Origin of the sequence: Methylobacterium terrae (assembly GCF_003173755.1) — a bacterium.
In the GTDB taxonomy this organism is placed as follows: Bacteria; Pseudomonadota; Alphaproteobacteria; order Rhizobiales; family Beijerinckiaceae; genus Methylobacterium; species Methylobacterium terrae.
The window spans coordinates 5658821-5685497 of the sequence record NZ_CP029553.1 but is presented as its reverse complement, the minus strand read 5'-3'; the positions used below and the strand labels follow the sequence as shown (position 1 = coordinate 5685497).

22 protein-coding genes and 2 tRNA genes are annotated in these 26677 nt (G+C 73.3%); 19 read left to right on the top strand and 5 right to left on the bottom strand.

Annotated elements, in window-relative coordinates; translation table 11 throughout:
• The first annotated feature begins 497 nt into the window (after positions 1 to 497).
• Positions 498 to 725, top strand: coding sequence for a hypothetical protein (locus tag DK419_RS26310; RefSeq protein WP_109961691.1), 228 nt, complete (start codon positions 498 to 500; stop codon positions 723 to 725).
• Between the two features lie 117 nt (positions 726 to 842).
• On the opposite strand, the gene DK419_RS26305 is transcribed toward DK419_RS26310, so the two are convergent.
• On the bottom strand, positions 843 to 1019 hold the full coding sequence (locus DK419_RS26305; RefSeq protein ID WP_048431004.1) for a DUF1328 domain-containing protein: 177 nt from the start codon (positions 1017 to 1019) through the stop codon (positions 843 to 845).
• Positions 1020 to 1233: 214 nt separating this feature from the next.
• Positions 1234 to 1309 (bottom strand) — tRNA-Asn (locus DK419_RS26300).
• A 228-nt stretch (positions 1310 to 1537) separates the two neighbouring features.
• Between DK419_RS26300 and DK419_RS26295 the strand changes: the two genes are divergently transcribed.
• The 6 genes from DK419_RS26295 to DK419_RS26270 all read left to right on the top strand — a co-directional run bounded on the left by DK419_RS26295 (position 1538) and on the right by DK419_RS26270 (position 8903).
• Positions 1538 to 1611, top strand: a tRNA-Cys gene (locus DK419_RS26295).
• Between the two features lie 148 nt (positions 1612 to 1759).
• Positions 1760 to 2413: a protein-L-isoaspartate O-methyltransferase family protein gene (locus DK419_RS26290; protein ID WP_109961690.1), complete on the top strand. Its 654-nt coding sequence runs from the start codon at positions 1760 to 1762 to the stop codon at positions 2411 to 2413.
• 592 nt (positions 2414 to 3005) lie between these two features.
• Entirely contained in the window at positions 3006 to 4361 is a 1356-nt protein-coding gene (locus tag DK419_RS26285) for a TolC family outer membrane protein (protein WP_208642246.1), read from the top strand.
• 127 nt (positions 4362 to 4488) lie between these two features.
• Positions 4489 to 5154, top strand: a complete 666-nt coding sequence (locus tag DK419_RS29930; protein WP_342587203.1) for a PopZ family protein — start codon at positions 4489 to 4491, stop codon at positions 5152 to 5154.
• Between the two features lie 221 nt (positions 5155 to 5375).
• Positions 5376 to 8087, top strand: coding sequence for a valine--tRNA ligase (locus DK419_RS26275; RefSeq protein ID WP_109961688.1), 2712 nt, complete (start codon positions 5376 to 5378; stop codon positions 8085 to 8087).
• A gap of 39 nt (positions 8088 to 8126) precedes the next feature.
• Positions 8127 to 8903 (top strand): DUF2459 domain-containing protein, encoded by a 777-nt coding sequence (locus DK419_RS26270; protein ID WP_109961687.1) that lies wholly within the window; start codon positions 8127 to 8129, stop codon positions 8901 to 8903.
• Here DK419_RS26270 and DK419_RS26265 read toward each other — a convergent pair.
• Positions 8891 to 9391, bottom strand: coding sequence for a hypothetical protein (locus DK419_RS26265; protein ID WP_245442728.1), 501 nt, complete (start codon positions 9389 to 9391; stop codon positions 8891 to 8893). The genes DK419_RS26270 and DK419_RS26265 overlap by 13 nt on opposite strands.
• Positions 9392 to 9480: 89 nt before the next feature.
• Positions 9481 to 10734 carry an efflux RND transporter periplasmic adaptor subunit gene (locus tag DK419_RS26260; RefSeq protein ID WP_109961686.1) on the bottom strand — a complete coding sequence of 418 codons (1254 nt, stop codon included), beginning with the start codon at positions 10732 to 10734 and terminating at the stop codon, positions 9481 to 9483.
• Between the two features lie 297 nt (positions 10735 to 11031).
• Here DK419_RS26260 and DK419_RS26255 point away from each other — a divergent pair, with 297 nt between their 5' ends.
• The 8 genes from DK419_RS26255 to DK419_RS26220 all read left to right on the top strand — a co-directional run bounded on the left by DK419_RS26255 (position 11032) and on the right by DK419_RS26220 (position 21935).
• Positions 11032 to 14190, top strand: a complete 3159-nt coding sequence (locus DK419_RS26255) for an efflux RND transporter permease subunit (RefSeq protein WP_109961685.1) — start codon at positions 11032 to 11034, stop codon at positions 14188 to 14190.
• A gap of 245 nt (positions 14191 to 14435) precedes the next feature.
• Positions 14436 to 15692, top strand: a complete 1257-nt coding sequence (locus DK419_RS26250; RefSeq protein WP_245442727.1) for a septal ring lytic transglycosylase RlpA family protein — start codon at positions 14436 to 14438, stop codon at positions 15690 to 15692.
• A gap of 329 nt (positions 15693 to 16021) precedes the next feature.
• Positions 16022 to 17248 carry a D-alanyl-D-alanine carboxypeptidase family protein gene (locus DK419_RS26245; RefSeq protein WP_109961683.1) on the top strand — a complete coding sequence of 409 codons (1227 nt, stop codon included), beginning with the start codon at positions 16022 to 16024 and terminating at the stop codon, positions 17246 to 17248.
• Positions 17245 to 17961: a dTMP kinase gene (tmk, locus tag DK419_RS26240; RefSeq protein ID WP_109961682.1), complete on the top strand. Its 717-nt coding sequence runs from the start codon at positions 17245 to 17247 to the stop codon at positions 17959 to 17961. Before DK419_RS26245 ends, tmk begins: the two co-directional genes overlap by 4 nt.
• Positions 17951 to 18988: a DNA polymerase III subunit delta' gene (locus DK419_RS26235; RefSeq protein WP_109962519.1), complete on the top strand. Its 1038-nt coding sequence runs from the start codon at positions 17951 to 17953 to the stop codon at positions 18986 to 18988. The genes tmk and DK419_RS26235 overlap by 11 nt, the downstream gene beginning before the upstream one ends.
• Positions 18989 to 18994: 6 nt before the next feature.
• Positions 18995 to 19846 carry a metallophosphoesterase gene (locus tag DK419_RS26230; protein ID WP_109961681.1) on the top strand — a complete coding sequence of 284 codons (852 nt, stop codon included), beginning with the start codon at positions 18995 to 18997 and terminating at the stop codon, positions 19844 to 19846.
• 142 nt (positions 19847 to 19988) lie between these two features.
• A complete protein-coding gene (locus DK419_RS26225) occupies positions 19989 to 20210 on the top strand; it encodes a hypothetical protein (protein ID WP_109961680.1) in 222 nt (73 codons plus the stop codon).
• A 276-nt stretch (positions 20211 to 20486) separates the two neighbouring features.
• Positions 20487 to 21935 (top strand): sensor domain-containing diguanylate cyclase, encoded by a 1449-nt coding sequence (locus DK419_RS26220; RefSeq protein ID WP_109961679.1) that lies wholly within the window; start codon positions 20487 to 20489, stop codon positions 21933 to 21935.
• Between the two features lie 2 nt (positions 21936 to 21937).
• On the opposite strand, the gene DK419_RS26215 is transcribed toward DK419_RS26220, so the two are convergent.
• Positions 21938 to 22306 carry a 4a-hydroxytetrahydrobiopterin dehydratase gene (locus tag DK419_RS26215; protein WP_109961678.1) on the bottom strand — a complete coding sequence of 123 codons (369 nt, stop codon included), beginning with the start codon at positions 22304 to 22306 and terminating at the stop codon, positions 21938 to 21940.
• A 162-nt stretch (positions 22307 to 22468) separates the two neighbouring features.
• On the opposite strand from DK419_RS26215, the gene DK419_RS26210 reads away from it, so the two are divergent.
• The 4 genes from DK419_RS26210 (at position 22469) to DK419_RS26195 (ending at position 26545) form a co-directional block, all read left to right on the top strand.
• Positions 22469 to 23464 carry an ABC transporter substrate-binding protein gene (locus DK419_RS26210; RefSeq protein ID WP_109961677.1) on the top strand — a complete coding sequence of 332 codons (996 nt, stop codon included), beginning with the start codon at positions 22469 to 22471 and terminating at the stop codon, positions 23462 to 23464.
• 258 nt (positions 23465 to 23722) lie between these two features.
• Positions 23723 to 24457, top strand: coding sequence for an ABC transporter permease (locus DK419_RS26205; protein ID WP_109961676.1), 735 nt, complete (start codon positions 23723 to 23725; stop codon positions 24455 to 24457).
• Positions 24458 to 24459: 2 nt separating this feature from the next.
• A complete protein-coding gene (locus DK419_RS26200) occupies positions 24460 to 25221 on the top strand; it encodes an ATP-binding cassette domain-containing protein (protein ID WP_109962518.1) in 762 nt (253 codons plus the stop codon).
• A gap of 109 nt (positions 25222 to 25330) precedes the next feature.
• Complete coding sequence (locus tag DK419_RS26195) at positions 25331 to 26545, top strand: MFS transporter (RefSeq protein ID WP_109962517.1); 1215 nt, start codon at positions 25331 to 25333, stop codon at positions 26543 to 26545.
• Positions 26546 to 26677: the final 132 nt, after the last annotated feature.

Here is a 26677-nt window from a genome sequence, read left to right as displayed (position 1 = left end):
GCGGCCCGTCGATGCATTCTGCCCGAATTCCGGGCGCCGCCGCCACCCGTCCGGGCGCGAAAGCCGTGCGCCGCAGGCAGCGCAGGCTCCTGCCGTCGCTCGAGGGGAGCGGTTTGCTATCGAATGATAACGAGGCGCCGCCGAGGCCTGCCTAGAACGGGGGCGCTCCCTCTTGCGCAGAGGCCCGGTCGATGCCCCCGTCGCGATTTCCGCTCCAGACGCCGCGGATCTGGCACACCCTTTGCCTGTGTCTTCTCACTGCACCCGCCGTGTCCACTCTCCCTTGCACGGTCGGGCGCGGTCGACGGGCCAGGCAGTGAGACTCCGAGGGCTGCCTGGCCCGCCCGTCCGCCGCGGCGGACCGCACGCGGATCCGCGCGCCCGCGCGGGTTCGAACGGATTTCGGGCGGATTTCGGGGTTGCCGCCCCGGCCACAGGCGCGCGAGAACGCGCCGAGACCCGGCGCCGAGCCGCGCCGCCGACAGGGAGGATTAGCGATGAAGGCCACCGCCCGCTTCGAACGGCCGATCCGTCCCGACAGGATCGAGGTCTCGCCCCTCGGCTACATCGCCGCGGCGATCCTCCTGTCCGACTTCCACGCCGCCCGCGCGGGGCGGCAGGAGGCGCGCCCTTCCGCGACGGTGCACCGGCTGGTGCCGCGCCGGGCGCGGCCGAGGCCGCTGCCGGCGCAGACCGGCGAGCTGCGGCGCCTGGCCGAGGCCTGAGCGCCCGCGCTTCTCCCGTCGCGCGACCGACAGTCGTCGGGCCAAAGAAAAAGGCGGCCCCGACGGGCCGCCTCGATCGGGGAGGCGGGCCCGAGGGCCCGCCGGTCGCCCGCGCCGTCAGATTCGCGGCGAGCGGCCGCGCATCAGGCCGAAGATGGCCGAGACGGCGAACAGAACGATCGCCACGAAGAACACGATCTTGGCCGCCTCCATGGCGGTGCCGGCGATGCCGCCGAAGCCCAGCAGAGCCGCGACGAGGGCGACGACGAGGAAGGTGATGGCCCAGCCGATCATTGGAAACTCCCGTTCGAAGGCTGCTGGACTGCTTCGCGGCGCCGTGCAGAGAAGCGTTGCAGCAAGTTGAACTGGAAACCGCCGGACCGGGCGACTGGTTCCGCGGATTTTTTCGGATGAAAGCCGGTCGCCGCCCGTGAGACCCGCACCACGCGAGACGGCGCCGGCCCGGGACGGGCGGCGCGCATGCGGACCAACGCTGTGCGGATGGGAATGGCTCCCCGAGCAGGACTCGAACCTGCGACAAGGCGATTAACAGTCGCCTGCTCTACCAACTGAGCTATCGGGGATCGCGGCGGGACGTCTAGCCGAGGCGGGCAGGGGACGCAAGGGGTTTTGCGGAGCCGGCTCATTTCGGCGGAAGCGCGGTTTTTGCCGCCGGATCCTGTTGCGGAGCCGGGGCGGGCTCTGCTAATGACCCCTCGTCCCCGGGTCGTCCGCCCGATGCCGGGGGGACGGCGCAGCCGGTGCTTCGAGCCCGGCCCGCCCGATCGCCGGCTGCCAGAGCCGGCCCGGATGGCCTCGTGGCGGAGTGGTTACGCAGAGGACTGCAAATCCTTGCACCCCGGTTCGATTCCGGGCGAGGCCTCCATCCTTTTCCTTCCTTCATCGAGACGTCGACCGGACCGGCGCCGGGGTCGATCCCAGGCTCGCGCCGGATCCTTGCCTTTTGCCCGGCGATCCACCACAACCGCGTCGCCCGACGGCTTGACCGTCGCTCAAGCTCCTCAGAGACGTTCATGCTCGACTACGCGCAAGCGCGCCGCCTCATGGTCGATTGCCAGCTCCGGACGTTCGACGTGACCGACATCGCGCTCCTCGACGCGTTCGACGCCGTCCCGCGCGAGCGGTTCCTGCCGGAGGACCGGCAGGCCTTCGCCTATATCGACCAGCCCCAGGCGGTCGGGACCGAGGACGGCGAGACCCGCTACATGCCGGCCCCGATGGTGCTGGCGCGCCTGATCCAGGCGCTCGCCCTCAAGCCGGGCGACCGCGTCCTCGAGGTCGGGGCCGGCCTCGGCTACGGCGCCGCGATCCTGCGCCGCCTCGGCGTCGAGGTCGTCGCCCTCGAATCGCTTCCCGGCCTCGCCGCGGCGGCGCGCGAGCGCCTCGGCGACGGCGTCACCGTCGAGGCCGGCCCGCTCGACAAGGGTGCGGCCGGCCACGGCCCCTACGCGGCGATCCTGGTCGAGGGCCAGGTCGAGCGGCGCCCGCAGAGCCTGCTCGACCAGCTCGCCGACGGCGGGCGGCTCGCCTGCGTCCAGGGCCAGGGCCGCCCGGCCAAGGCGACCCTGTGGGTGCGCTCGGGCGACGCCTTCGGCTCGCGCCCGCTCTTCGACGCCACCCTGCCGCCGCTGCGCGCCTTCGCGGTCGAGGCCGGCTTCGCGTTCTGATCTCCCGGCCGGGCGCGGGCCGGTCCCGCGCCCGGCGCGGCCATCTCCGAAAGGGGTAGGCCCTCCCCCGAAGAGCGGGGCCGGCCAACGGGCCCGATCCGGGCCCGCGTCGCGGAATTTCCTTGGCGCATCGTTCGGGCCCATCGCCCGCCGGCGCCGGTGCGCCGCCTCCTCGCGGGGCCAGCCTAGTCCGGACGGCCTCGGCCGTCGCCGGCGGGTGCCGGACCGTCCCGCGGAAGCACTTCCTTCATCAATGGCTTGCAGGGTGCGGCGGCCGCGGCGAGGCCCGCTCGGGACCGCGCGCGAATCACCGCCCGTCGCCGGGTCGCTCCCGCCGCTTGCCCTTGAGGCACCTGTCGCTTTTATGCGGCACCGGCGCCCAAACACGGTCGTCCACAGCGCGGGGGCGGTGCTCCCGGAACCGCCCTCGGCTAATGTCACGCTCGAGGTGGGCACAGCGATATGTCGAACCGGCTCCGCGGCCCGACGGTGCAGAGACGGTCGATTGTGGGCTAGCCGCACAGGGTAGACAGGCGTGACTGACACAGGAACTCGGGCGTTCCGCGGGCTTCGGCTGGGCGGGTTCGCCGCCATGGCCCTCGCCATGGCGGGCCAGGGCGCGGCTGCGGAAACCCTGGAGAGCGCGCTCGCGCGGGCCTATGCGGGCAACCCGACGCTCAACGCGCAGCGCGCCGGCCAGCGCGCCAACGACGAGAACGTGCCCCGGGCCTTGGCCGGGTACCGTCCGCAGGTCAGCGCCTCGGCCAGCGTCGGCGTGAGCAACGTCTCGGGGCGCCTCGGCGTCGCGCGCGGGGAACTCGGCGGCGGCGACGCGTCCCAGACCCTGATCCCGGGCTCGGCCGGGCTCACCGTCTCCCAGACCCTGTTCAACGGCTTCCGGACCGACAACCAGACCCGGCAGGCCGAATCGCAGGTGCTGGGCGGCCGCGAGACCCTGCGCAACTCCGAGATGCAGACGCTGTTCTCGGCGGCGCAGGCCTACATGAACGTGCTGGCGGATACCGCCACGCTGGAGCTCAACCGCAACAACGTCGAGGTGCTCGAGGAGCAGCTCCGCCAGACCCGCGACCGCTTCAACGTCGGCGAGGTCACCCGCACCGACGTCGCCCAGGCCGAGGCGCGGCTGGCCGGCGCCCGCGCCCAGGTCAGCCTGGCCGAGGCGAACCTGCGCACCAGCATCGCGACCTACCGGCAGGTGATCGGCGTCGAGCCGCGCCAGCTCGCCCCCGGCCGTCCGATCGACCGCTACGTACCCACGACCCTGACGGCGGCGGTCGATATCGGGCTCGCCGAGCACCCGGCGATCCTCTCGGCCCTGCACTCGGTCGACTCGGCCGAGGCGCAGGTGAAGATCGCCGAATCGAGCCTGTACCCGACGGTCAGCCTGACCGGTAACGCCGCGCAGGTCTTCGACCAGCAGATCGCCAACACCCGCTTCTTCCAGGGCTCGATCGTCGGCCAGGTCTCGGTCCCGCTCTACCAGGGCGGCGCCGAGTACGCGCAGATCCGCCAGGCCAAGGAGCAGGTCGGCCAGGCCCGCCTCCAGGCCGAGCTGACCCGCGACCAGGTCCGCGCCGGCATCGTCACCGCCTGGGGCGCCCTCGAGGCCGCCAAGGCCCGCGTCATCGCCTCGCAGGCCCAGGTCCAGGCCAACGAGGTGGCGCTGAACGGCGTGCGCGAGGAGGCCCGGGTCGGCCAGCGCACGACCCTCGACGTGCTGAACGCCCAGCAGGAGCTCCTGACCGCCCGCGTCAGCCTGATCGCCGCCCAGCGCGACCGGGTGGTGGGCTCCTACCAGGTGGTGCAGACCGTCGGCCGCCTCACCACCCGCTTCATCGCGGTCCCGGTGGCGCAGTACAGCGCCAAGCAGCATTACGACCAGGTCAAGGACCTCTGGTACGGCGTGCGCACGCCGGACGGCCGCTGAGGACGGCGGCCGGGGGGAGGCACGCCTCCCTGTGAGTTGCGGGCCGCCTCGCTTGTGCGGGGCCGGCCCTGTGGAATACTGCGTACCTCAAGACCCCCCGATCCTCTGCACTCGAGCGTTGAGCCGGATGAGCGCCGCGAGCCCCAAGACGCAGGACAAGACGCAGGAACCCTCGATGGAGGAGATCCTCGCCTCCATCCGCCGCATCATCGCCGACGACCAGAAGCCGGCCGAGCCGCCTGCCGCCGGGTCGCGGCCGGTGGCGGTGCCGCCGCCCGCGCCGGACGAGGACGACGTGCTCGACCTCGCCGAGATGGCGCCCGCCCCCAAGCCGGAACCGAAGCCGGCGCAAAAGCCCGAGCCCAAGCCCGAGCCGGTCGCCAAGGCGCCGCCGAAGCCCGAGCCGGAGCCGAGCTTCGACGACGCCTTCGACCAGATGTCGGAGATCGCGTTCCGCGACGAGCCGATGGATTTCGACGCGATCGAGATCGAGCCGGAGCCCGCCCCGCCGCCGGAGCCGCCGAAGGCCGTCGCCCCGCCGCCCGCCGCGCCGCCGGAGCCGCCCCGTCCGGCGATGGAGGACCGGCTCCTGTCCCAGGCGACCGACGCCACGGTCACCCACGCCTTCGACCTGCTCGCCAGCACGGTGCTCACCCGCAACGCGCGCACCATCGAGGACCTGGTGCAGGACATGCTGCGCCCGATGCTGAAATCCTGGCTCGACGACAACCTGCCGGTCCTGGTCGAGCGCCTGGTCCGCGCCGAGATCGAGCGCGTCGCGCGGGGGCGGTGAGCCCGGGCGCGGAGGGTCGAACCCCGGGACGATCGCCCCGGGGCGCCGATCCGGACGCGCTCCAGTTGACGGAACGGTGCGGGTCCGCTTGAAAGCGGGCTCGGGGGCCGGTCGCTCGCGCGGCCGGCCTTTTTCGTTCTTGACGTTCCGGCGCCCCCTTGGAGCATCGTCCACCGGCGGGACGCGCTCCGGGAGCGCCGTGCGAGTGGCTTATGTCAGCGATGATGGACAAGACCTTCGATCCCGCCGCCGTCGAGGCGCGCATCGCCGCCGAATGGGAGGAGGCCCAGGCCTTCCGGGCCGGGCGCCCGGACCGCGCCGGCGCCGAGCCCTACAGCATCATGATCCCGCCGCCGAACGTGACGGGCTCGCTGCATATGGGCCACGCCCTCAACAATACGCTCCAGGACGTGCTCGCCCGCTTCGAGCGCCTGCGCGGCAAGGACGTGCTGTGGCAGCCCGGCACCGACCACGCCGGCATCGCCACCCAGATGGTGGTGGAGCGCCGCCTCGCCGAGCAGCAGCAGCCCGACCGGCGCTCCTTGGGCCGGGCGGAGTTCGTCCGCCGGGTCTGGGAGTGGAAGGCGGAATCGGGCGGCACCATCGTCAACCAGTTGAAGCGGCTCGGCGCCTCCTGCGACTGGTCGCGCGAGCGCTTCACCATGGACGAGGGCCTGTCGAAGGCCGTCCTGAAGGTCTTCGTCGACCTGCACGCGCAGGGGCTGATCTACCGCGACAAGCGCCTGGTGAACTGGGACCCGAAGTTCCAGACCGCGATCTCCGACCTCGAGGTGCAGCAGGTCGAGGTGAAGGGCCATCTCTGGCACTTCGCCTACCCGGTGGTGGACGAGGCCGGAAGCGAGACGGGCGAGACCATCACGGTCGCCACCACCCGGCCCGAGACGATGCTGGGCGACACCGCGGTCGCCGTGCACCCGGAGGACGAGCGCTACCGGGCGCTCGTCGGCAAGCGGCTGCGCCTGCCGCTGGTCGGCCGGCTGATCCCGGTCGTGGCCGACGAGTATTCGGACCCCGAGAAGGGCACCGGCGCGGTCAAGATCACCCCGGCCCACGACTTCAACGACTTCGAGGTCGGCCGCCGGCACGGGTTGTCCCAGATCAACGTGCTGGATGAGGAAGCCCGCATAAGCCTCGAGGGCAACGCGGATTTCCTGGCTGATGCCAGCCCGGAGCCCGAGGCCCTGGCGCTGCACGGCCTCGACCGCTTCGAGGCCCGCGCCAAGGTCGTCGCCCTGATGGAGGAGCGCGGCCGGCTCGTGACCATCGAGCCCAACACCCACGCGGTGCCGCACGGCGACCGCTCGGGCGTGGTGATCGAGCCCTACCTGACCGACCAGTGGTACGTGAACGTCAAGCCGCTGGCCGAGCGGGCGCTGCAGGCGGTGCGCGACGGCCGCACCCGCTTCGTGCCCGAGACCTACGAGAAGACCTACTTCCAGTGGCTCGAGAACATCGAGCCGTGGTGCATCTCGCGCCAGCTCTGGTGGGGCCACCAGATCCCGGCCTGGTACGACCAGGACGGAAACTGCTTCGTCGCCGGCAGCGAGGAGGAGGCCCTGGCGCAGGCGGCCGAGAGGCACGGCCGCGCCGTGACCCTGCGCCGCGACGAGGACGTGCTCGACACCTGGTTCTCGTCCGGCCTGTGGCCGTTCTCGACGCTGGGCTGGCCCGACGCCACGCCGGAGCTCGCCCGCTACTACCCGACCAGCGCCCTGGTGACCGGCTTCGACATCATTTTCTTCTGGGTCGCCAGGATGATGATGCTCGGCCTTCACGCCTTGGACGAAGTGCCGTTCCGCACGATCTACATCCACGCCCTCGTCCGCGACGAGAAGGGCGCCAAGATGTCGAAGTCCAAGGGCAACGTGGTCGATCCCCTCGACCTCGTCGACCGCTACGGCGCCGACGCCCTGCGCTTCACGCTGGCCGCCATGGCGGCGCAGGGACGCGACATCAAGCTCTCGGTGCAACGCGTCGAGGGCTATCGGAACTTCGCCACCAAGCTCTGGAACGCCGCCCGCTTCGCCGAGATGAACGGCTGCCGGCTCGATCCGGCCTTCGCGCCCGAGGGCGTGACCCAGACCCTGAACGCCTGGGCGCTCGGCGAGGCCGCGCGCGCCGTCGCCGAGGTCACGGGCGCGATCGAGGCCTACCGCTTCAACGACGCCGCCAACGCCGCCTACCGCTTCGTCTGGAACGTCTTCTGCGACTGGTACCTGGAGCTGGCCAAGCCCGTGCTCCAGGGCGAGGACGGCCCGGCGAAGGAGGAGACGCGCCGGACGATCGCGTATCTCATCGACCAGATCTGCGTGCTGCTGCACCCGTTCATGCCGTTCCTCACCGAGGAATTGTGGGCGACGAAGGCGCGCGAGGCGGGGATCGAGCGCGGGCTCCTCGCGCTCGCCGCCTGGCCCGACCTCGGCGCGCTGGCCCGCCCCGAGGCCGAGTCCGAGATCGGCTGGGTCGTCGACCTCGTGTCGGAGATCCGCTCGGCCCGCTCGGAAACGAACGTGCCGGCCGGCGCCCAGATCCCCCTGGTGCTGGTGGGCCCGAGCGACGCGGTGCGCGAGCGCGTCGCGCGCTGGGGCGACACCGTCCGGCGGCTGGGCCGCATCGCCTCGATCGAGATCACCGACGCGAGCCCGCGCAACGCCGTGCAGCTCATCGTGCGCGGCGAGGTCGCGGCGCTGCCGCTCGAGGGCGTGGTCGACCTCGCCGCCGAGGTGGCGCGGCTGACGAAGGAAGATGCCAAGCTCGGCGGCGAGGTGGGCAAGATCGACGCCAAGCTCGGCAACGCCGATTTCCTCGCCCGCGCCCCCGAGGAGGTGGTGGAGGAGCAGCGCGAGCGCCGCGAGACGGCGATCGCCCGCCGCGAGAAGGTGCGCGAGGCGCTGACGCGGCTCCAGGGCTGACGCGGGTCGGCCCGGGACGGGGAAGCGTGACGGCTCGCCATGGCGGCACGATCGGACCGGCCTGACCATGGCGGCCTGATCGTGCCCCGCACCTCGCGCCTCGCCCGGCGGGCCGCGTCGCTCCTCGCGCTCCTCGTCGTCGCCGTCGTGCTGGCGGCCTGGCTCACCGCCCGGCCGGGGGATCCCGGCCTCTACCCGCCGGCGCCCGGCGCGGAGACGGTCACGGTGCGGCTCGTGGCAGGGGCCTGGCATTCCGGCCTGCTCCTGCCCCGGAGCGACCTCGCCCGGGCGGCGGCCGAGGCCGGGGACGGGGCGCTGGTGGAGGTGACCGAGCGCTTCGGCGCCTATCCGGCCCTCGAGATCGGGTGGGGCGATGCCGGCTTCTACCGCGCCGTGCCGACGATCGACGCCCTCGACTGGCGGCTGGCGCTCCGGGCCCTGTTCACCCCGGGCGGGCGCCCGGCGGTCCTGCACGTGGTCGGGGTCGCGGCCGAGCCCGAGGCCGCCTTCCCGGGCGCCGGGATCGTGAGCCTGCCCCTGTCGCGGGCGGGCTTCGGCCGGCTCGTCGCGGCGCTCGGCCGCTCCTTCGCCCTCCGCGACGGCCATCCGGCGATCCTGGGGCCCGGCCTCTACGGCCCGAGCCTGTTCTACGAAGCGCGAGGGCGCTTCAGCCTGCTCAACGTCTGCAATCACTGGAGCGCAGGCCTCCTCCACGAGGCCGGCTTACCCGTCACGCCGCTCCTCGACACCCTGCCGCGGGGATTGGCGCTCGATCTCGCGTGGCGGGCCGGCGGGCCGCGGCCTCACGCACCCTGACGACCGGAATCAAGGGCGGGCGGCGCGCCGGAGCGCCGCCGGAAGACGCGCCGCAGGCGCTCGCGAAACGGCACCCGGCCGCTGCGCGCGAGGTCGCGGCCGCAGGCCCGGGCGCCGGCGCGGTCGAACTGGACGGCGATCTCGGTGCCCTCGGCGAGGCGCAGCGCCAGGGCGGGCACCCCGGGGGCGACCTCGCCGGCCGTCCAGCCGAGGACCGGGAAGAAGCAGTTCTCGACCCGCGTGCCCGCCGGAACGGCCTGCGCCGCATCGCCCGCGACCGAGGCGGTGGCGAGCAGCGCCATCCCGAGATCGGCGGCCTCCGCGGGGGCGAGGCGCACCGCGTAGTCCCGCGACCCGAACGCCACCACGAGCTCGAGCGCGTCCGGCCCGGCGGTCACGACCGAGAAGCGCACGCCGCCGGGAGGGGACCCGGAGGTCGGGGCCGCGGCGGGCGCGGCCTCGGGAGACGCGGTCTCGGGGGAGGTCATGCGGGGCCGGTCGCTCGCGTGCCGTGGCGGGGTCGTCCGCTCGACCGTAGCGTCCGGGCCTTCCCCGGGGCAAGTTCTGACGCGCCGGGCTACCGCACCGCGCCGCCGGGCTCGTTCGCGGCCTGCCGGGCGTCCTTGCCGCTCTCGTTGCCGCTCTCCTTGGCGTTCTCCCGGCCCTCGGCCTTGATCCCGACCCGCTGGTCCTGGCGCAGGAGCTGGAGGTGGTCGGTGGCAATGCGGTCGCCGGCCCTCAAGCCCTTGAGGATCGCCGTGCGGTCGCCGAATTCCTGGCCGGTCTCGACCGGCGTCATCGCCACCTTGCCGTCGTCGCCGACGCGCCAGACGATGCGCTGGTCGAGCTGGGCCGAGAGCGCGACCGTCGGCACCAGCAGGCGCTCCTGCGTCCCGACCTGCACCTGAGCGCGCACGAATTCGCCCGGCAGGTAGCGCTCGTCGGCGTTGGGCAGCCAGGCCCGGACCAGGCGGCGGGCGGTGCGGGGATCGAAGCGGTTGTCGAGCTTGTAGATCGTCGCCTTCCGCTCCGGCTTGCCTTGGGCATCGAGGGTCTCGATGAAGGCGCGGTTCTCCTTGAGCGCGGCGCGCACGGCCTCCGAATCCTCGGTCGAGAGCGCCACCTGCACCTCGATCGGATCGACCTGGACGACGCTGACGAGCTGGGTCGTGTTCTCGTTGACGTGGTCGCCGAGATTGACGTCGGAGAGGCTGGAGCGCCCGTCGAAGGGCGCGCGGATCACCGCGTAGTCGAGGTTGAGCTTCTGGCGGGCGATGGCGGCCTCGGCCTCCTGCACCCGGCTGCGGGCGACCTGGCGGTTGCTCTCGAGCTGCTGGTAGCGCTGCTCGGAGGCGTAGCCCTTGTCGGCGAGCGTCTGGGTGCGGTCGACCTCGGCATCCGCGAAGGAGAGTTGCGCCACCGCCTGCTCGCGCTGGGCTTCCGCCGTGCGCAACGCCACCTCGAACGGCCGCGGGTCGATGCGGAACAGCACCTGGCCCTGCTTGACGTGGCCGCCCGGCTCGAACGGCCGCTCCACCACCACGCCGGTGACCCGCGGCTGGAGCGCGGCATCCTTCGGCGAGATCACCGTGCCGGTATACGAGAAGGCGACCGGCACGGTCTCGGCGGCGGCCCGCGCCACCGCGACGTCGAATTCGGGCGCCTCCTGATCCTTCTTCGGCGGCGCCGGCAGTGCCAGGAACTGCGCCACCGGACCGGGCAGGGCGCCGGAGATTCCGGCGGGCAGCGGGTGGCCCAAGCCCCACCAGAGTCCGGCCCCGGCCGCGAGGCCGGCAAGCCCGATGAGGCCGTAGCGAAGCCCTGCACGCACGATGCCGATCTCCTCACATGTCGCGGAATCGCGTCCGCGCCCGTCGCGCGAAGGCCGCGACGGGCGTCCGAGCGGGGAAGTGCCGACCCGCCGGCACGGTTCCGCCCGGGACGGGGACGCGCCGAAAGGTCGCCGGCCCCTCCGCGCAGGAACTCCCTTGGACGCGCAGGAACTCCCTTGGACGCGATAGCGTTGCACGAGAGCTTTCACCTCACCGTCGCAGGCCCTCGAGGTCCGCCCCGAGGCCCCGGCCCGCGGCCGGCCCCGGCGGCCATCGGCGGCTCACCGGGACGCCGGATGTTCGCCTATTTCGTCGACCGGCCCGTCCTGGCGGGCGTGATCTCGGTGCTCATCACCCTGATCGGGGCCGTGGCGGGGTTCGCCCTGCCGATCGCCCAGTTCCCCGAGATCGCGCCGCCGATCATCAACATCCAGGCGACCTATCCGGGCGCCACCGCGCAGCAGGCCTACGAGGCGATCGCGATCCCGCTCGAGCAGGAGATCAACGGCGCGCAGGACCTGATCTACATCAACTCGACCAGCAACGCCGACGGCAGCGTCAACCTGGACGCGACGTTCGAGGTCGGCTCCGACCTCAACGCGGCCGCCGCCGACGTGCTGACCCGGGCCCAGCGCGCCGAATCGCGCCTGCCGCAGGCGGTGCGCGACCAGGGCCTCGAGATCGTGAAGTCGTCGCGCCAGCGCCTCGGCAACGTGGTGCTCTACAGCGACGACAACCGCTACGACGAGCTGTTCCTGTCGAACTGGGCCGAGACCCAGGTGATCAAGCCCTTGCGCCGGGTCACCGGCATGGGCCGCATCGTCAACTTCTCGAACAAGCGCTACGCGATGCGGGTCTGGCTCGACCCGGCCCGGATGGAATCGCTCGGCATCGGTCCGAGCCAGATCGTCCAGGCGGTCGAGCAGCAGAACGCCCAGATCACGGTCGGCTCGCTCGGCAAGGAGCCGGTGCGCGACGCCCCCGCCTTCGAATTGCAGATCGTCACCAAGGGCCGCCTGACGGAAGCCCGGGAATTCTCCGACATCGTGATCCGGGCCAATCCCGACGGATCGGTGGTGCGCATCCGCGACGTCGGCCGGGTCGAGCTCGGCTCGGAGCAGTACGGTAGCCGCTCGACCTACGACAACAAGCCCGCCGCCTCGCTCGGCCTGTTCCAGAACCCGGAGGCCAACGCCGTCGAGGTGATGAAGGGCGTCCACGCCACGATGAAGGATCTGGCCAAGCGCTTTCCCCCGGGCCTGCAATACCGGATCGCCCTCGACCGCACCGAGTTCGTCACCGCCTCGATCCACGAGGTGATCAAGACCCTGATCGAGGCGATCGTGCTGGTCGTCGTCATCACCTACCTGTTCCTGCAGAGCTGGCGCGCGACCCTGATCCCGGCGATCGCGGTGCCGGTGGCGCTCGTCGGCACCTTCGGGCCGATGGCAGCGCTCGGCTTCTCGTTCAACACCCTGAGCCTGCTCGGCCTCGTCCTGGCGGTGGGCCTCGTCGTCGACGACGCGATCATCGTGGTCGAGAACACCGAGCGGCTGATGGAGGAGGGCAAGGCCCCCCGCGAGGCCGCCGCCGAGGCGGTGAACGAGGTCGCGGGGCCGGTCATCGCCACCACCCTGGTGCTCGCCGCCCTGTTCGTGCCGGTCGCCTTCATCCCGGGGCTGACGGGCCAGCTCTACAACCAGTTCGCGCTCACCATCGCGATCTCGGTGCTGATCTCGGCGGTGGTGTCGCTCACCCTGACGCCGGCGCTCTGCGCCCTGCTGCTCAAGCCCCACGACAAGACCGCGCATCGGAGCCGCTGGCGAGCCCCCTTGCGCTGGTTCAACGCCGCCCTCGACCGGGCGACCGGGGTCGCGGTCGGCTCAGCGGGGCGCCTGTCGCGCCACCTGATCGCCACCGGCCTCGTCTTTCTCGTCTTCGCCGGATTGACCGCCTGGATGGTGGCGAGCCGCCCGAGCGCCTTCGTGCCGCAGGAGGACCAGGGCTACTTCTTCGCCGACATCGCGATGCCGAAGGGCGCCTCCGTCGGCCGCACCGCCGCGATGGTGGAGGAGGTCGGCAAGGCGGCGCTCGCCGAGCCCTCGGTCGCCGGCACGATCGGGGTCGCCGGGCGCGGCATCCTGGCCGACGTCACCGCCCCGTTCTACGGCTTCCAGATCCCGACCCTCAAAGCCTGGGACCAGCGCGAGGAGACGGTCACCGACGTGGTCGCGCGCCTGCGCAAGCAGTTCAAGAACCACCCGGACGGGGTCTTGCGCATCGTCGATCCGTCCCCGCTGCCGGGCCTCGGCTCCCGCGGCGGCCTGACCCTCGAATTGCAGGACCGCAGCGGCGAGGGCGGGCTCAAGCTCGCCCGGACCGCCGAGGGCTTCATCGCGCAACTGAAGAAGCTGCCCGAGGTCGGCGGCGCCACCGCCACCACGAGCTACGGCGTGCCGCAGCTGCGCCTCGACATCGACCGGGCCAAGGCCGAGCAGCTCGGCGTCAGCCTGCAATCGCTGTTCGACGCGCTCGGCACCTATGTCGGCTCGTCCTACGTCAACCTCTTCAACAAGTTCGGCTTCGTCTACCAGGTCTACGTCCAGAGCGAGTCGCAAGGGCGGCGCACGATCGAGGACCTGTCGCGCCTCACCGTGCCGAACAACCGCGGCGAGCCGGTGCAGATCGGGTCGCTCGTCACGCCGCACTTCGTGAGCGGGCCGACGGCGGTCCTGTCCTACAACACCTACCCGGCGATCGAGATCGCGCTCGACACCGCCGACACGGCGAGCTCGGGCGCGGCGATCGCAGCGGTCGAGCGCCTGGCCGACACGGCGCTCCCGACCGACTACGCGGTGGAATGGACCGAGGTCGCCTACCAGGAGAAGATCGCCGGCGGCTGGGCGCCGCTGATCTTCGGGCTCGGCGTGGTGATGATCGTGCTGCTCCTCGCCGGCCAGTACGAGAGCCTGCGGCTGCCCTTCGTGGTGATCCTGGTGACGCCGCTCGCGATGTTCGGGGCGGTGGGCGCGCTGGCACTCCGCGACCTGCCCCTCGACATCTTCGGGCAGATCGGGCTGCTGCTCCTCGTCGGTCTGGCGGCCAAGAACGCGATCCTGCTCGTCTCCTTCGCCCGCGACCTGAGGGAGAAGGGCGAGGACGCGGTCACGGCGGCGCAGGACGCCGTGCGCCTCAGGATGCGGCCGATCCTGATGACCTCCTTCGCCTTCATCCTCGGCTCGGTGCCGCTCGCCATCGCGAGCGGAGCCAGTGCGAACGCCCGGATCTCGATGGGCACGGTGGTGATCGGGGGCCTGCTCGTCGCGACGCTGCTCACCCTGTTCGTCACCCCGGTCTTCTACGTCGCGGCCGAGCGGCTGGTGGCGGGTGGCGGGCGCAAGAAGGCGGGCGAGGAGACGGACCGGCCCGCCGGCACGCCGCAACCGGCGGAGTAGGACGCGCGAACCTGTGGACGGCGGTGGAGGGGACTCGCGCGGAAACCACCGTTACGCTTTCATTTACGCAAGGCCGGCAGGGTCTTCGACAAGTGCAGCGTAACCCTGTGCGGCCCCGGGGCCCGCCTCTCGAGCCCTCCCGGGCCGGCGGCGGCCCGGGCGGCGCGGGATCCGAGGGGTCGATGGCGGGATCTTCGAAGAGCGGTTCTCCGCGCCCGGGGACGGAGCGGGGGGCCCTCCGGCCGATGCCGGTCGTGCGGTGGGCCGCGGTGGCGGGAATCGCGCTAGCGGCGGCCAATTGCGCCGGGCCGACGCCCAGGACCCTCGCGGTGAAGGGCGGCGGGCGAGAGATCGACCCGAAATACGGCGTCGCCGCGAGCCCGCGGCTCTACGGCGAGAACGACAAGATCCCCAAGGGCGGCGGTCGGCAGATGACCGGCAAGCCCTACGTGGTGGCCGGCCGCACCTACGTGCCGCGCCAGGACGCGCGCGGCTACGTGCGCGAGGGCCTGGCCTCCTGGTACGGCACCGCCTTCCACGGCCGCCAGACCGCCAACGGCGAGATCTTCGACCGCTTCTCGGTCGCCGCCGCCCACCCGACCCTGCCGCTGCCGAGCTACGCCCGGGTCACCAACATGGCGAACGGCCACTCGATGGTGGTGCGGGTCAACGACCGCGGGCCCTACCACGCCGACCGGCTGATGGACGTGTCGCAGGCGGTGGCCGAGGCCCTCGACTTCCGCCGCCGCGGCACCACCAAGGTCCGGGTCGAGTATGTCGGCAAGGCCTCGGTGGGCGGCAGCGACGACCGCAAGCTGATGGCCACCCTGCGCACCGACGGCACGCCCGCGGGCTCGCCGATGGGCGCCAACATCATGGTGGCGGATGCCGGTGAGGACGCGAAGCCGTTCGCGTTCCGCCAGCCCGAGCCTGACGCCGTGCGGCCGATCGTCGAGCGGCCGCGGGTCGTCGCCCCGGTGCAGGTCGCCTCTGTTCAAGCCGCCGAGGCCGAGCCGGAGATCCGCCGCCCGGCGCCGGTCCGCCTCGCCGCTCCGGTGCGGCTCGCCGAGGCGCCCCGCGTGCCGGCGGCGGCACGTCCGGCCGCTCCCGTTCCCGCTCCCGTGCGCGTGGCCGCCGTCGAGGGCCTGAACCCGGGCCTCGCCGCGCCCCGCACGCCCGGCCCGGCGCACAAGCCGGCGGCCACGCTGACGGCCGCGGCCGCCCCGGCCCGCAAGCCCGCCGCACCGGGCCAGGCGCTTGCCTTCGCAGCCCACCCGGCGACCGACCGCGCCTCGCTCGCTCAGGCGATGCACGCCGCCGCGATGCCGGCCAAGGCCGCCCGGACCACCGTCGTCGCGAAGGGCGGCCCGCTGCCGATCGCGCCGCCCCTGCGGCTCGCCGGCGCCCAGAAGGGCGACCGGGAGGATGCCAGGAGCGACGGCAAGAATACCGGTCACAAGCCCGGCATGCCGCCGCGCTCGAAGGTGGCGGGGATGTATTGAGGGCGGGCCGAGGGGCAAGCATCCTCCGACCCCGTCCACGACCTCATCCTGCACGACCTCGCCCTGAGGTGCGATCCGCGGGGAGCCTCGAAGCAGGCTTCCAGGGATCGCGGGGGCTGCGGGAGCCCTCCTTCGAGGCTGCTTCGCGGCACCTCGGGATGAGGTTGCGCGTGGGACGAACCCGCACCCGAAACGGTTCCCCATCCCGCACTGCGGCACAGGCGCGGTTGCGCGGGCCCGAGCAGGGCGGCACAGTGCGGCGGGTTTCCCGGTCGGCAGGTGTCCCGATCTGCCCGGGTTTCGAGCGATACGGGCAAGGTGGCAGGTTCATGCGTGCGACAGCGACCACCGGAGCGGGCAGGGCGCTCGCGCGCCGCGCCGCGGGACTGGCTCTGGCAGCGATCCTGGGAGCCGCGGTGGCGGCCTCCGACGCGCGGGCGCAAGGCTTCCAGACCCTGGCGCCGCACGCGATCCTGATCGACGCCGATACCGGCGCGGTCCTGTTCGAGAAGGGCGCCGACGAGCCGTTCTCGCCGGCCAGCATGGCCAAGCTGATGACCGTCGAGGTGCTCTTCGACGAGATGCGCAAGGGCAAGCTCGGCCCCGACACCGAGTTCACCATCAGCGAGAACGCCTGGCGCCGCGGCGGCGCCGGCGGCGGCGGCTCGTCGATGTTCGCCCAGCTCAACAGCAAGGTGAAGCTGCCCGACCTCCTGCGCGGCATCGTGGTCCAGTCCGGCAACGACGCGGCGATCGCGGCGGCCGAGGGCGTCGCCGGCACCGAGGACAATTTTTCCCAGATCATGAACCGGCACGCGAAGGAAATCGGGCTCGAGCGCTCGACCTTCCGCAACGCCACCGGCTACTCGGCCCCCGACCAGAAGGTGACGGCCCGCGATCTCGCGAAGCTCTCCATTCATTTGATCGAGACCTACCCCGAGCAGTACAAGCTGTTCTCCGAGCGCGAGTTCACCTGGAACAAGATCCGCCAGCAGAACCGTAACCCGCTGCTCTCCCTCGACATCGGCGCCGACGGGCTGAAGACCGGCTACCTCGAGGAATCCGGCTACGGCCTGACCGGCTCGGCGGTGCAGAACGGCCAGCGCCTGGTCCTGGTGGTGAGCGGCCTCAAGACGGCCCGCGACCGCGCCGCGGAATCGCGCAAGCTCCTCGAATGGGGGTTCCGCGCCTTCGAGGCGCGCCAGGTCTTCAATGCCGGCGAGACCGTGGCCGAGGCCGAGACCTACGGCGCCGAGAAGGGCCGGGTGCCGCTCGTCACGAAGAAGCCGGTGCGGCTCATGCTGCCGCGGGGCAACAGCGACCGGCTGGTGGCGCGCGCCACCTACCAGGGCCCGCTGACCGCGCCGGTGGAGGAGGGGCGCGAGGTCGGCCGGCTCAAGGTCACCCGCGGCGAGCAGGTGGTGCTCGACATGCCGCTCTACACCGCCGAATCCGTGCCGGCCGGCACCATGACCCAGCGGGCCCTCGACGCGGCGATGGAGGTCGGCACCGGCTGGTTCCGCCAGGCCCTCAGCCGGATCACCAGCAAGTCGTGAGCGAGGTCGCCGCCACCGGAGCGCCCGGCCGTCCGGGCTGCTTCATCACCTTCGAGGGCGGTGAGGGCGCCGGCAAGTCGACCCAGATCGCCCGCCTGGCCGCCTGGCTGCGCGCGGGCGCGGACGGCCGGGCGGAGGCCCGCGAGGTCGTGACCACCCGCGAGCCCGGCGGCTCGCCCCGGGCCGAGCGGATCCGGAGCGCGGTGCTGTCGGGCGTCGCCAAGCCCTACGGCCCCTTCGCCGAGGCGCTGCTGTTCGCCGCCGCCCGCCTCGACCACCTCTCGACCCTGATCCGCCCGAGCCTCGCCCGGGGCGCCGTGGTGCTGTGCGACCGCTTCAGCGACTCGACGCGGGCCTACCAGGGCGCCGCCGGCGGGGTCGAGCCCGAGACCCTGGCCGCCCTCGAGCGGGTGGTGGTCGGCGCGACCCGGCCGGACCTGACCCTGATCCTCGACCTGCCCGCCGAGATCGGGCTGGCTCGCGCGCGCCAGCGCGACCGCGCCGCCGCCCGGGGGCCCGACCGGTTCGAGGCCGAGGCCTTAGGGTTCCACCAGCGCCTGCGGGCCGCGTTCCTGGCCATCGCCGAGGCCGAGCCGGCGCGCTGCGCGGTCATCGACGCGCAAGGAACCCCCGACGCCGTCGCCCAGGCGATCCGCGCCGCCGTGGCGGAGCGGCTGCCGCAGCTTGCCCGCGGAGCCGCCGATGCCGCCTGAGACGAGGGACGACGACCTCGAGATCGGCGAGATCCCGGGGATCGCCCGCCCGCGCGAGCGGCAGGACCTCCTCGGCCAGGAGGCGGCCGAGCGCGCCTTTCGCGAGGCGATCGGCGCCGGGCGGCTCCACCATGCCTGGCTCATCGGCGGGCCGAAGGGCATCGGCAAGGCGACGCTCGCCTTCCGGGTCGCCCGCCACCTGCTGGCGCGCGGCGACGGCAACGGCACGCCCGACACCCTGGCGCTGCCCCCCGGCCACACGGTCGCGCGCCAGGTCGCGGGTCTCGCCCATCCGAACCTCGTGCTGCTGCGCCGCCAGAAGGCGCCGGGATCGAAGACGATCCCGACCCAGATCGGCGTCGACGCGGCGCGGCGCGCGCTCCACCTCTTCTCGGCGACGTCCGCCGATGCGGGCTACCGGATCTGCATCGTCGACTGCGCCGACGAGCTGAACCTCGCCAGCGCCAACGCGCTCCTGAAGGTGATCGAGGAGCCGCCGCCGCGCTCGCTGTTCCTGATCGTCAGCCACGCCCCGGGTCGCCTGCTGCCGACGATCCGCTCGCGCTGCCGCCGCCTCTCCCTGAAGCCGCTCACGGCGGGGACGGTGGCGCAGGTGCTGCGCGGCCTGGGCGGCCCGCAGGCCGGGCACCCGCCGGCGCTGATCGAGCGGGCGGCGTCCTTGAGCGAGGGCTCGGTCGCCCGCGCCCTCGAGCTGCTCGATCCCGACACCCTCGGGGTCGTCGACGAGGTCGAGGCGCTCATGGCGCAGGGCGACCGGCCGGACTGGCGCCGGGCCCTGAAGCTCGCCGAGCGCCTCGCCGGCCGCGAGGCCGACGCGCTCTACGCCGCCGCCCTCGACACGGTGCAAAGGCGGCTCGCCGCCGAGATCGAGCGGCGCCAGGGCGAGCCGCCGGCCCGCCTCGCCGCCCTGGCGGATGCCGCCGAGCGCGCCGCGAAGGCCGCCCGGGAGGCGCAGGTCTACAACCTCGACCGGCGGCCGGTGGTGCTGTCGCTGTTCGGCGCCTGAGACTCGATGCGCCTCTTCCCGCTCTCCGACCTGCATCTCGAGCGCCGGCCGCTCGGTGCCGTGCCGGTCCCGACGCACCCCCTCGACGTGATGGTCTGCGCCGGCGACGTCTGGGAGGGCGAGCCGGAGCGGGGGCTCGCCGCGCTGCTGCAGCTGGCCGGCGAGCGGCCGGTGGTGCTGGTGCCGGGCAACCACGAGCGCTACGCGCCGTCCGGCGATCCCCGCACCGCCCCCGAGCTGCTGGCGGCACTCGCAGCCGGCGTGGCGGCGATCAACCGGGCGGCCGGCCGCGAGCGGATCGTGCTGCTCCAGGGCGGCGCGGCGCGCGTGATCGGCGGGGTGCGCTTCGTCGGCGCGACCCTGTGGAGCGACTGGCGGCTCGCCGGGCGCTGGCTCCCCGCGGACGCCCCCGACCGGCCCGCGGACCCGGTGGCCTATGCCGCCGCCCGCATGACCGACCCGGCGACCGGCTCCCGGGAGTACCGGGCGATCCGCCTCGGCGACGGCACGCCCTGGACGCCGCACGCCGCGATGGAGGCCCACGCCGCCGACCGGGCGGCGATGCTGGCCGCGCTCGCCCGGCCCCATCCGGGGCCGACCGTCGCGGTCACCCACCACCCGCCGATCCCCGAGGCCGCCGACCGGTTCCGCGACGCCCCCGGCGTGCCCTGGTGGGTGCCGGCCTTCTACGCCACCACCCTGCTCGCCGACCTGCCGGCGGCGCACCGGCCGGCCCTGTGGGTCTCGGGCCACTTCCACGCCGGCCACGACCTCGCGCTCCACGGCACCCGCTGCCTCGCCAACCCCGTCGAGGGCCGCACCTTCGCGCCCGGGCTGTCGGTCGAGGTTCCGGCCTGAGATCCCGGACTGGGGCGAGGGTCGGCCCAAGGCGGGGGTCGGCCAAGGTGAGGGTCGGCCAAGGCAGGAGTTGCCCAAGGTACGGGTTTGCTTGCCGCCGCCGCGCCCCATCATCATGCCCCGTGAACGGGGGATCGGGACGATGAACGGCTTCCTGGCGGTGGTGCTGATCTGCGCCGGCACGGTCCCGGTGCAGGATTGCGAGGAGGCGACCGCCACCGACGTGTTCAAGACCAGGGTCGCGAGCGAGATCGGCTGCGCCACCGGCTGGCAGGAGATCATCGCCCGCTCGGAGGTCCGGGAGGGTATCGGGCGGACGGCCTACCTGAAGACGCAATGTCGGCGGATCAAGGCGAGCGGGTGATCCAGTCCACGGCGAGTCCCGCCTGCTAGGCAGCAAGACACGACCAGAACATCGACATCAATCCCGCGCTCGTCGTCTTTCAAACCGGCAGTTGTAACATCGATCCGGAGCAAATCATGGCGCGAGCAGACTAGACGGCATGACTTGTCTGCCCGCATTCCGGTCTAGGCCCCGGACCCATTAGGCTCCCCTTAAGGCCGGAGAACGCCTTCTCGCGACTGATGTATCAGCGGACCGTGCGCGGGGCGCTGCATCGCTCATCCGGGGAGGCGCGGGGTGCGGATCGGACAGGCGGAACTCGTGGCCGGCGTAGTGTCCTTCGCGCTCGCCGCCGGGACCCTCGGCCTCACCGGCCCGGACCGGGCGGTCGCCGTGATCTGGCCGGCCAACGCGGTCCTGCTGGCGCTGATGCTCGAGCGCCGCCCGGGCGCCTGGCCCGGGGTGCTCGCGCTCGGCATGCTCGCGAGCGTCGCCGCCGACGGCCTGATGCGGGGCGTCAGCCTCGGCTCGGTCCTCCACGCCGCCTGCAGCCTGGTCGAGCTCTGCCTCGCCGCCGCCCTGCTGCGCCGGCCCGGCCCGCGGGACGAGGGCCTCCTGGACGCGCCGTCCGCGGTCGGACGCTTCATCGCGGTCTGCGGCGGCGTCGCCCCGGCGCTGAGCGGGATCGGGGCCGCCGTCACCGCCCGGCTGCTGTTCCGGCAGGATCCCGGGGCATCCTTCGCCGTCTGGTTCCTCGGCGACGGCCTCGGCCTCCTGATCGTCACGCCGTTCGTCCGCGCCCTGCTGCGGGGCGGGCATCGCCGGGACTTCGCCGCCCGGAGCGGATGGCGGCGCGCGGAGGCTGCGGGGCTGCTGGCGCTGACCGCCGCGAGCGCCTACGCGGTGTTCTTCGTCGCCCCGCGACCGCTGATGTTCGTGCTGTTCTGCCCGGTCATGCTGGCGACGTTCCGGATCGGGCGACGCGGGACCGAGCTCGCCGTGATGATCGTGGCGCTGATCGGCACCGTCGCGACCCTGGGCGGAGAGGGCCCGATCGCCACGCCCGGGGCGGATCCCCGCGAGCGGGCCCTCCTGCTGCAGATCTTCCTGGCCGGCCTGCTGCTGACCTGCCTGCCGGTGGCGGCGGCGCTGGCGGCCCGGGGCGAGAGCCTCGCCGCCCTGTCGCGGAGCGCCGAGGCCCTGCGGGCGCAAGGGGCCGAGCTGGCGCGGCTGGCCGCCACCGACGACCTGACCGGCGCGCTCAACCGCGCGGCGTTCCGCGACGCCGCGCTCCAGGTGATACGGGATTCGGCGATACGGGATTCGGCGATGCGGATCCCGGCCCACGCGCCGCTGAGCCTGATCGCGATCGACCTCGACCTGTTCAAGGCGGTCAACGACCGGCACGGCCACCGGGCGGGGGACCGGGCGCTGGTCCACCTCGTCGCGGTCCTGCGCGCCGGCCTGCGCGAGCCCGACCTCGTCGGGCGCGTCGGCGGCGACGAGTTCCTGGTCCTGCTCCCCGGGACCGACCTCGACCGGGCGGACGCGATCGCGCTGCGCCTGCGCGGCGCCTTGCGCCGCACGCCGCTCGCGCTCGACGACGGCGCCGTCCTCACCCTGTCGATGTCCTGCGGCACCGCCCCGTACCGGGACGGCATGAGCTTCGAGGATTTCGTCCACGCGGCCGACACGGCGCTCTATCGGGACAAGCACGCGGGACGGGAGGTGGCGCGCTCGGCGTGAGCCTACCGGCCGTGCTTGATGTAGGCGAAGCGCGGATCCGAGGGCGTGCCCTCCAGCGCGCCCCCCTCCAGGCCCGGCTGCCAGCCGACCACCTCCTCGATCTTCCGCGCCAGGGCGAAATCCTTCTCGGTCAGGCCCTTGGCCGAGTGGGTGGTGAGCCGCACCTCGACCCAGGCGTAGGAGGCGGTGAGGTCCGGGTGGTGCCAGGCGGCCTCGGCGAGGTGGCCGACCGTATTGATCACCATCAGGGTGCCCTTCCAGCTGTGCGTCCGGTAGGTGCGGACGATCCAGCCGTCGGCCTCCTTCCAGGCCGGCAGGTCGGCGAGGCGCGCGGCGATCGCGCCGGGGTCGAGTACCTGGTCCTTCGACATGCCGTCATCGTCCTGACGAGAGTACAAGTGACCGCGGCGGCGGACCCGCCCAGGGTGCGGCCTCTCGGCCCGGCGCGCAAGCGGTGGACGCCGCCGCCCGCGCCGCCTACCTCTCTTCGGGAAACGGCCGGCGACACGGACGGGGACAGGAGGAGGGGGCCCATGCTCTCACGGCGCGGATTGATGGCGGCGGCCGGCCTGTGGCCGATCGCGCTCCGTGCGGCCGGGGCGCAGCAGGCCTCCGCACCGGCGCCGCTCAAGGTCGGGCTGCTGCCGTTCGGCACCGTCTCCTGGGAGGCGGCGGTCATCAAGGCGGAGGGGATCGACGCGGCGGAGGGCCTGTCGCTCGAGGGCGTGCGCCTCGCCGGGAGCGACGCCGCCCGCATCGCCTTCCAGGGCGGCCAGGTCGACACCATCGTGTCGGACCTGCTCTGGGCCGCGCGCCTGCGGGCCGAGGGGCGGGCGGTGAAGTTCCTGCCCTATTCCTCGACCGAGGGCGCCCTGATGGTGCCGGGGGGAAGCTCCCTGACCTCGGTCGCCGGCCTCGCCGGCAAGCGCCTCGGGGTGGCGGGGGGCCCGCTCGACAAGAACTGGCTGCTCCTGCGGGCGCGGGCCCGCGAGAAGGACGGGCTCGACCTCGAGCGCGCGGCGCAACCGGTCTTCGGCGCGCCGCCGCTGCTGATGCGCAAGCTCGAATCGGGCGAGCTCGACGCCGCGCTCCTGTACTGGACCTTCTGCGCCCGGCTCGAGGCGCGGGGCTTCCGCCGCCTGATCGGCGCCGACGGCATCGCCGAGGCCTTCGGGGTCGAAGGCCCGATCGCGCTCCTCGGCTACGTCTTCGACGAGGCGCTCTTGCAGCGCGAGCCCCACACCGTCGCAGGCTTTGCCCGCGCCTCGGCCCGGGCCAAGCAGGCGCTGGCCGCGGGCGAGGCAGCCTGGGCTCCCGTGCGCCCGCTGATGGCGGCGGAGGACGAGGCGACCTACGCCACCCTCAAGCGCGCCTTTCTCGACGGCATCCCGCGCCGGACGGCGGCGTCCGAGCGCTCGGACGCCGAGCGCCTCTACGCGGTGCTGGCCCGCCTCGGCGGCGAGCGCCTGGTCGGCGCGGCCGCGACCCTGCCGGAGGGGCTGTACTGGGACGGCGGGCCGAATGGCTGAGCCGCGCGGTGCCCGCCCGGCGCTCTGGTCCGGGCCTTGGCCCGCGCCTTGGCCGACATCTCGGGATGTGCCCGTTCTCTCCCACCCACGACCGCATCCGGAGGTGCGAGCGCCTGCGAGCCTCGAAGGAGGGCTCCGGAACTCCTCGCGACCCCTGGTGCCCTCCTTCGAGGCCGGCCGATCTGCGATCGCCCGGCACCTCAGGATGAGGTCGCGGGTGGCAGGGAGCCGCCGCACGGCCCCGGGGCGGCGCGCCTGATGGCCCTCCTCGCCCGCCTCGGCTCGGCCCTCCTGCTCCTCGCCGCCTGGTGGCTGGCGAGCCGCAGCGTCGATCCCCGCACCCTGCCGTCGCCGGAGGCGGTGGCGGCGTTCCTGGTGCGGGAAGCGGCCTCGGGCGATCTCCTGCGCAACATCGGGGTCACGCTGTGGCGGGTCGCGGCCTCGTTCTGCCTCGCCATGGCGACGGGGGCGGCGCTCGGCATCGCGCTCGGCCGCTCGCGGGCGGCCGACCGGCTCCTCGACACGCCGCTCCTCGTGCTGCTCAACACCCCGGCCCTCGTCATCACGGTGCTCGCCTACATCTGGCTCGGCCTGACCGAGACGGCGGCGATCCTGGCGGTGGCGCTGAACAAGATGCCGAACGTCGCGGTGATCCTGCGCGAGGGCGCCCGCGGGCTCGATCCGGGCCTGGAGGAGATGGCGCAGGCCTACCGCTACGACCGCCGCACCTGGATCCGCCACGTCCTCATCCCCCAGCTCGAGCCCTTCGCGGTGGCCGCCGCGCGCTCCGGCGTCTCGCTCGCCTGGAAGATCGTGCTGGTGGTCGAGCTGCTCGGCCGGCCGAACGGCGTCGGCTACGCGATCTCGTACTACTTCCAGCTCTTCGACGTCGCGGCCTTGATCGGCTACAGCCTCGTGTTCAGCGCCGTGATGCTGGCGGTCGACGCCGTGCTGCTCCAGCCCCTCGACGCCCGGGCCCGCCGATGGCGCTGACCATGCCCGCCGGCGCCGAGTTCCGCCGCGCGGCGGCCGACCCGATCCTGACCCTAACGGTCCGCCGCAAGGTCTACCGCCCGGAGAGATCCGAGCCGGTCGAGGCGGTGCGCGACCTCGTCGTCTCGGTCCGGGGCGGCGAGACCCTGTGCCTGATCGGCCCCTCGGGGGCGGGCAAGACCACCACCTTGCGCATCCTGCTCGGCCTCGACCGCGACTACGAGGGCAGCCTGACCACGCGCCCGGACCTGCGCATCGGCATGGTGTTCCAGGAGCCCAGGCTCCTGCCCTGGCGGACCGTCGAGGAGAACGTGCGCCTCTCCCTGCCGCGGCCGGAGCGTCGGCAATCCCTCGACGCGCTGTTCGACGAGCTCGGCCTGAGCGCCTGGCGCGACCGCTACCCGCGGGCGCTCTCGCTCGGCATGGCCCGCCGGGTCGCGCTCGCCCGGGCGCTGGCGCTCGCGCCGGGCCTCCTCGTCCTCGACGAGCCCTTCGTCTCCCTCGACGACGCGGCGGCCGCCTCCTTGCGGGCGGCGGTGTTCGGCAGCGCGGGCTCCCGCGGCGCGGCGGTCCTGATGGTGACCCACAACGTGCCGGAGGCGCTTGCCGTGGCCGACCGGCTGCTGCTGCTCTCCGGGCGCCCGGCGAGCCTGGTGGCGGACGTGCCGCTGCGCACGCCCAAGCTTGATCGCGGCCGCGACTGGGGGGAGGCGATGCGCCGGGACCTCGCAGCGAAGTATCCCGGAACGGTCGCCGGGGCGTGACCCGGTGCGGGCAGGGGTTGCGCCCGGAACGCTCCTCGCCGGCCCGCCCGGCTGCTACAGCACGGGCAAAGCCATAAGATTCGAGGACACGCCCGTGCCGACCCAAGCGATGCCCGCCGACGGGCTCGATTCCGCCGCCGCCTGGCGCCGCCTCGTCGTCTCCGTGCTGCTGACCACCATCGGGGGCGTCGGCATGTGGTCGGTGGTGGTGGTGCTGCCCGCCGTGCAGGCGGAGTTCGGCGCCGCCCGGGGCGCCGCCGCCTTGCCCTACACCCTCACGATGATCGGCTTCGCCTTCGGCGGCGTGCTGATGGGCAAGCTCGCCGACCGGTTCGGCATCCTGACGCCGCTGGTGCTCGGCGGGGCCTGCCTGTTCCTCGGCTACGGCGCCACCGCGCTCTCGACGAGCCTGTGGCAGTTCGCGCTGGCGCACGGGATCCTGATCGGGCTCCTCGGCTCGTCGGCCGCCTTCGGGCCCCTGATGGCCGACATCTCGCTGTGGTTCGCGCGCCGGCGCGGCATCGCGGTCTCGATCTGCGCGGCGGGCAACTACCTCGCCGGCACGATCTGGCCGCCGCTGGTCCAGCACGCGGTCTCGGCCTACGGCTGGCGCGCGACGCAGGCCGGCATCGGGCTGTTCTGCCTCGCCACGATGCTGCCGCTCGCTCTCCTGATGCGCCCGCGCCCGCCGGTCGCAGGCGTCGAGCGGGGCGGGGCGTCGGGGGCGGGCGGCACGCTGGGGCTCCCGCCGAACGTGCTGCAGGGCCTCCTCGTCGTCGCGGGGCTGGCCTGCTGCGTCGCCATGTCGATGCCGCAGGTCCACATCGTCGCCTATTGCGGCGACCTCGGCTACGGCGTCGCCCGGGGCGCCGAGATGCTCTCGCTGATGCTCGGCTTCGGCATCGTCAGCCGGGTCGCCTCCGGCTTCCTCGCCGACCGGATCGGCGGGCTGCCGACGCTGCTGGTCGGCTCGGTGCTCCAGGGCGTGGCGCTGCTCCTCTACCTCGCCTTCGACGGGCTGACCTCGCTCTACGTGATCTCGGCCCTGTTCGGCCTGTTCCAGGGCGGCATCGTGCCGGCCTACGCGATCATCGTGCGCGAGCTGTTTCCGGCGAGCGAAGCCGGCGGCCGGGTCGGGGTGGTCATCATGGCGACCCTGTTCGGCATGGCGCTCGGCGGCTGGCTGTCGGGGGTGATCTTCGACCTCAGCGGCTCCTACGCGGCGGCCTTCGCCAACGGCATCGGCTGGAACCTGCTCAACGTCGCCATCTCCCTCTGGCTGGTGCAGCGCCAGGCCGGGCAGGGGCGGGCGGTGCCGGCCTGACGCAGGGAGAGGCCTCGATCCGGCCGGGCCGCTCCCTGGGTCAGGAACCCGGAGCGACTTCGGCCGTTCTCCGGTACGTCACAGTCCTCCCGATCCGCCTCCCCGACGGCCGGCCGCAAGTCTCCGGCCTGC

Excerpts from the sequence above, each read along its gene's own strand:
- DK419_RS26310 (WP_109961691.1), top strand. The coding sequence starts at position 498 with ATGAAGGCCACCGCCCGCTTCGAACGGCCGATCCGTCCCGACAGGATC.
- DK419_RS26305 (WP_048431004.1), bottom strand. The coding sequence starts at position 1,019 with ATGATCGGCTGGGCCATCACCTTCCTCGTCGTCGCCCTCGTCGCGGCT.
- DK419_RS26290 (WP_109961690.1), top strand. The coding sequence starts at position 1,760 with ATGCTCGACTACGCGCAAGCGCGCCGCCTCATGGTCGATTGCCAGCTC.
- DK419_RS26285 (WP_208642246.1), top strand. The coding sequence starts at position 3,006 with ATGGCCCTCGCCATGGCGGGCCAGGGCGCGGCTGCGGAAACCCTGGAG.
- DK419_RS29930 (WP_342587203.1), top strand. The coding sequence starts at position 4,489 with ATGAGCGCCGCGAGCCCCAAGACGCAGGACAAGACGCAGGAACCCTCG.
- DK419_RS26275 (WP_109961688.1), top strand. The coding sequence starts at position 5,376 with ATGATGGACAAGACCTTCGATCCCGCCGCCGTCGAGGCGCGCATCGCC.
- DK419_RS26270 (WP_109961687.1), top strand. The coding sequence starts at position 8,127 with ATGGCGGCACGATCGGACCGGCCTGACCATGGCGGCCTGATCGTGCCC.
- DK419_RS26265 (WP_245442728.1), bottom strand. The coding sequence starts at position 9,391 with ATGACCTCCCCCGAGACCGCGTCTCCCGAGGCCGCGCCCGCCGCGGCC.
- DK419_RS26255 (WP_109961685.1), top strand. The coding sequence starts at position 11,032 with ATGTTCGCCTATTTCGTCGACCGGCCCGTCCTGGCGGGCGTGATCTCG.
- DK419_RS26250 (WP_245442727.1), top strand. The coding sequence starts at position 14,436 with ATGCCGGTCGTGCGGTGGGCCGCGGTGGCGGGAATCGCGCTAGCGGCG.
- DK419_RS26245 (WP_109961683.1), top strand. The coding sequence starts at position 16,022 with ATGCGTGCGACAGCGACCACCGGAGCGGGCAGGGCGCTCGCGCGCCGC.
- DK419_RS26235 (WP_109962519.1), top strand. The coding sequence starts at position 17,951 with ATGCCGCCTGAGACGAGGGACGACGACCTCGAGATCGGCGAGATCCCG.
- DK419_RS26230 (WP_109961681.1), top strand. The coding sequence starts at position 18,995 with ATGCGCCTCTTCCCGCTCTCCGACCTGCATCTCGAGCGCCGGCCGCTC.
- DK419_RS26225 (WP_109961680.1), top strand. The coding sequence starts at position 19,989 with ATGAACGGCTTCCTGGCGGTGGTGCTGATCTGCGCCGGCACGGTCCCG.
- DK419_RS26215 (WP_109961678.1), bottom strand. The coding sequence starts at position 22,306 with ATGTCGAAGGACCAGGTACTCGACCCCGGCGCGATCGCCGCGCGCCTC.
- DK419_RS26210 (WP_109961677.1), top strand. The coding sequence starts at position 22,469 with ATGCTCTCACGGCGCGGATTGATGGCGGCGGCCGGCCTGTGGCCGATC.
- DK419_RS26205 (WP_109961676.1), top strand. The coding sequence starts at position 23,723 with ATGGCCCTCCTCGCCCGCCTCGGCTCGGCCCTCCTGCTCCTCGCCGCC.
- DK419_RS26200 (WP_109962518.1), top strand. The coding sequence starts at position 24,460 with ATGCCCGCCGGCGCCGAGTTCCGCCGCGCGGCGGCCGACCCGATCCTG.
- DK419_RS26195 (WP_109962517.1), top strand. The coding sequence starts at position 25,331 with ATGCCCGCCGACGGGCTCGATTCCGCCGCCGCCTGGCGCCGCCTCGTC.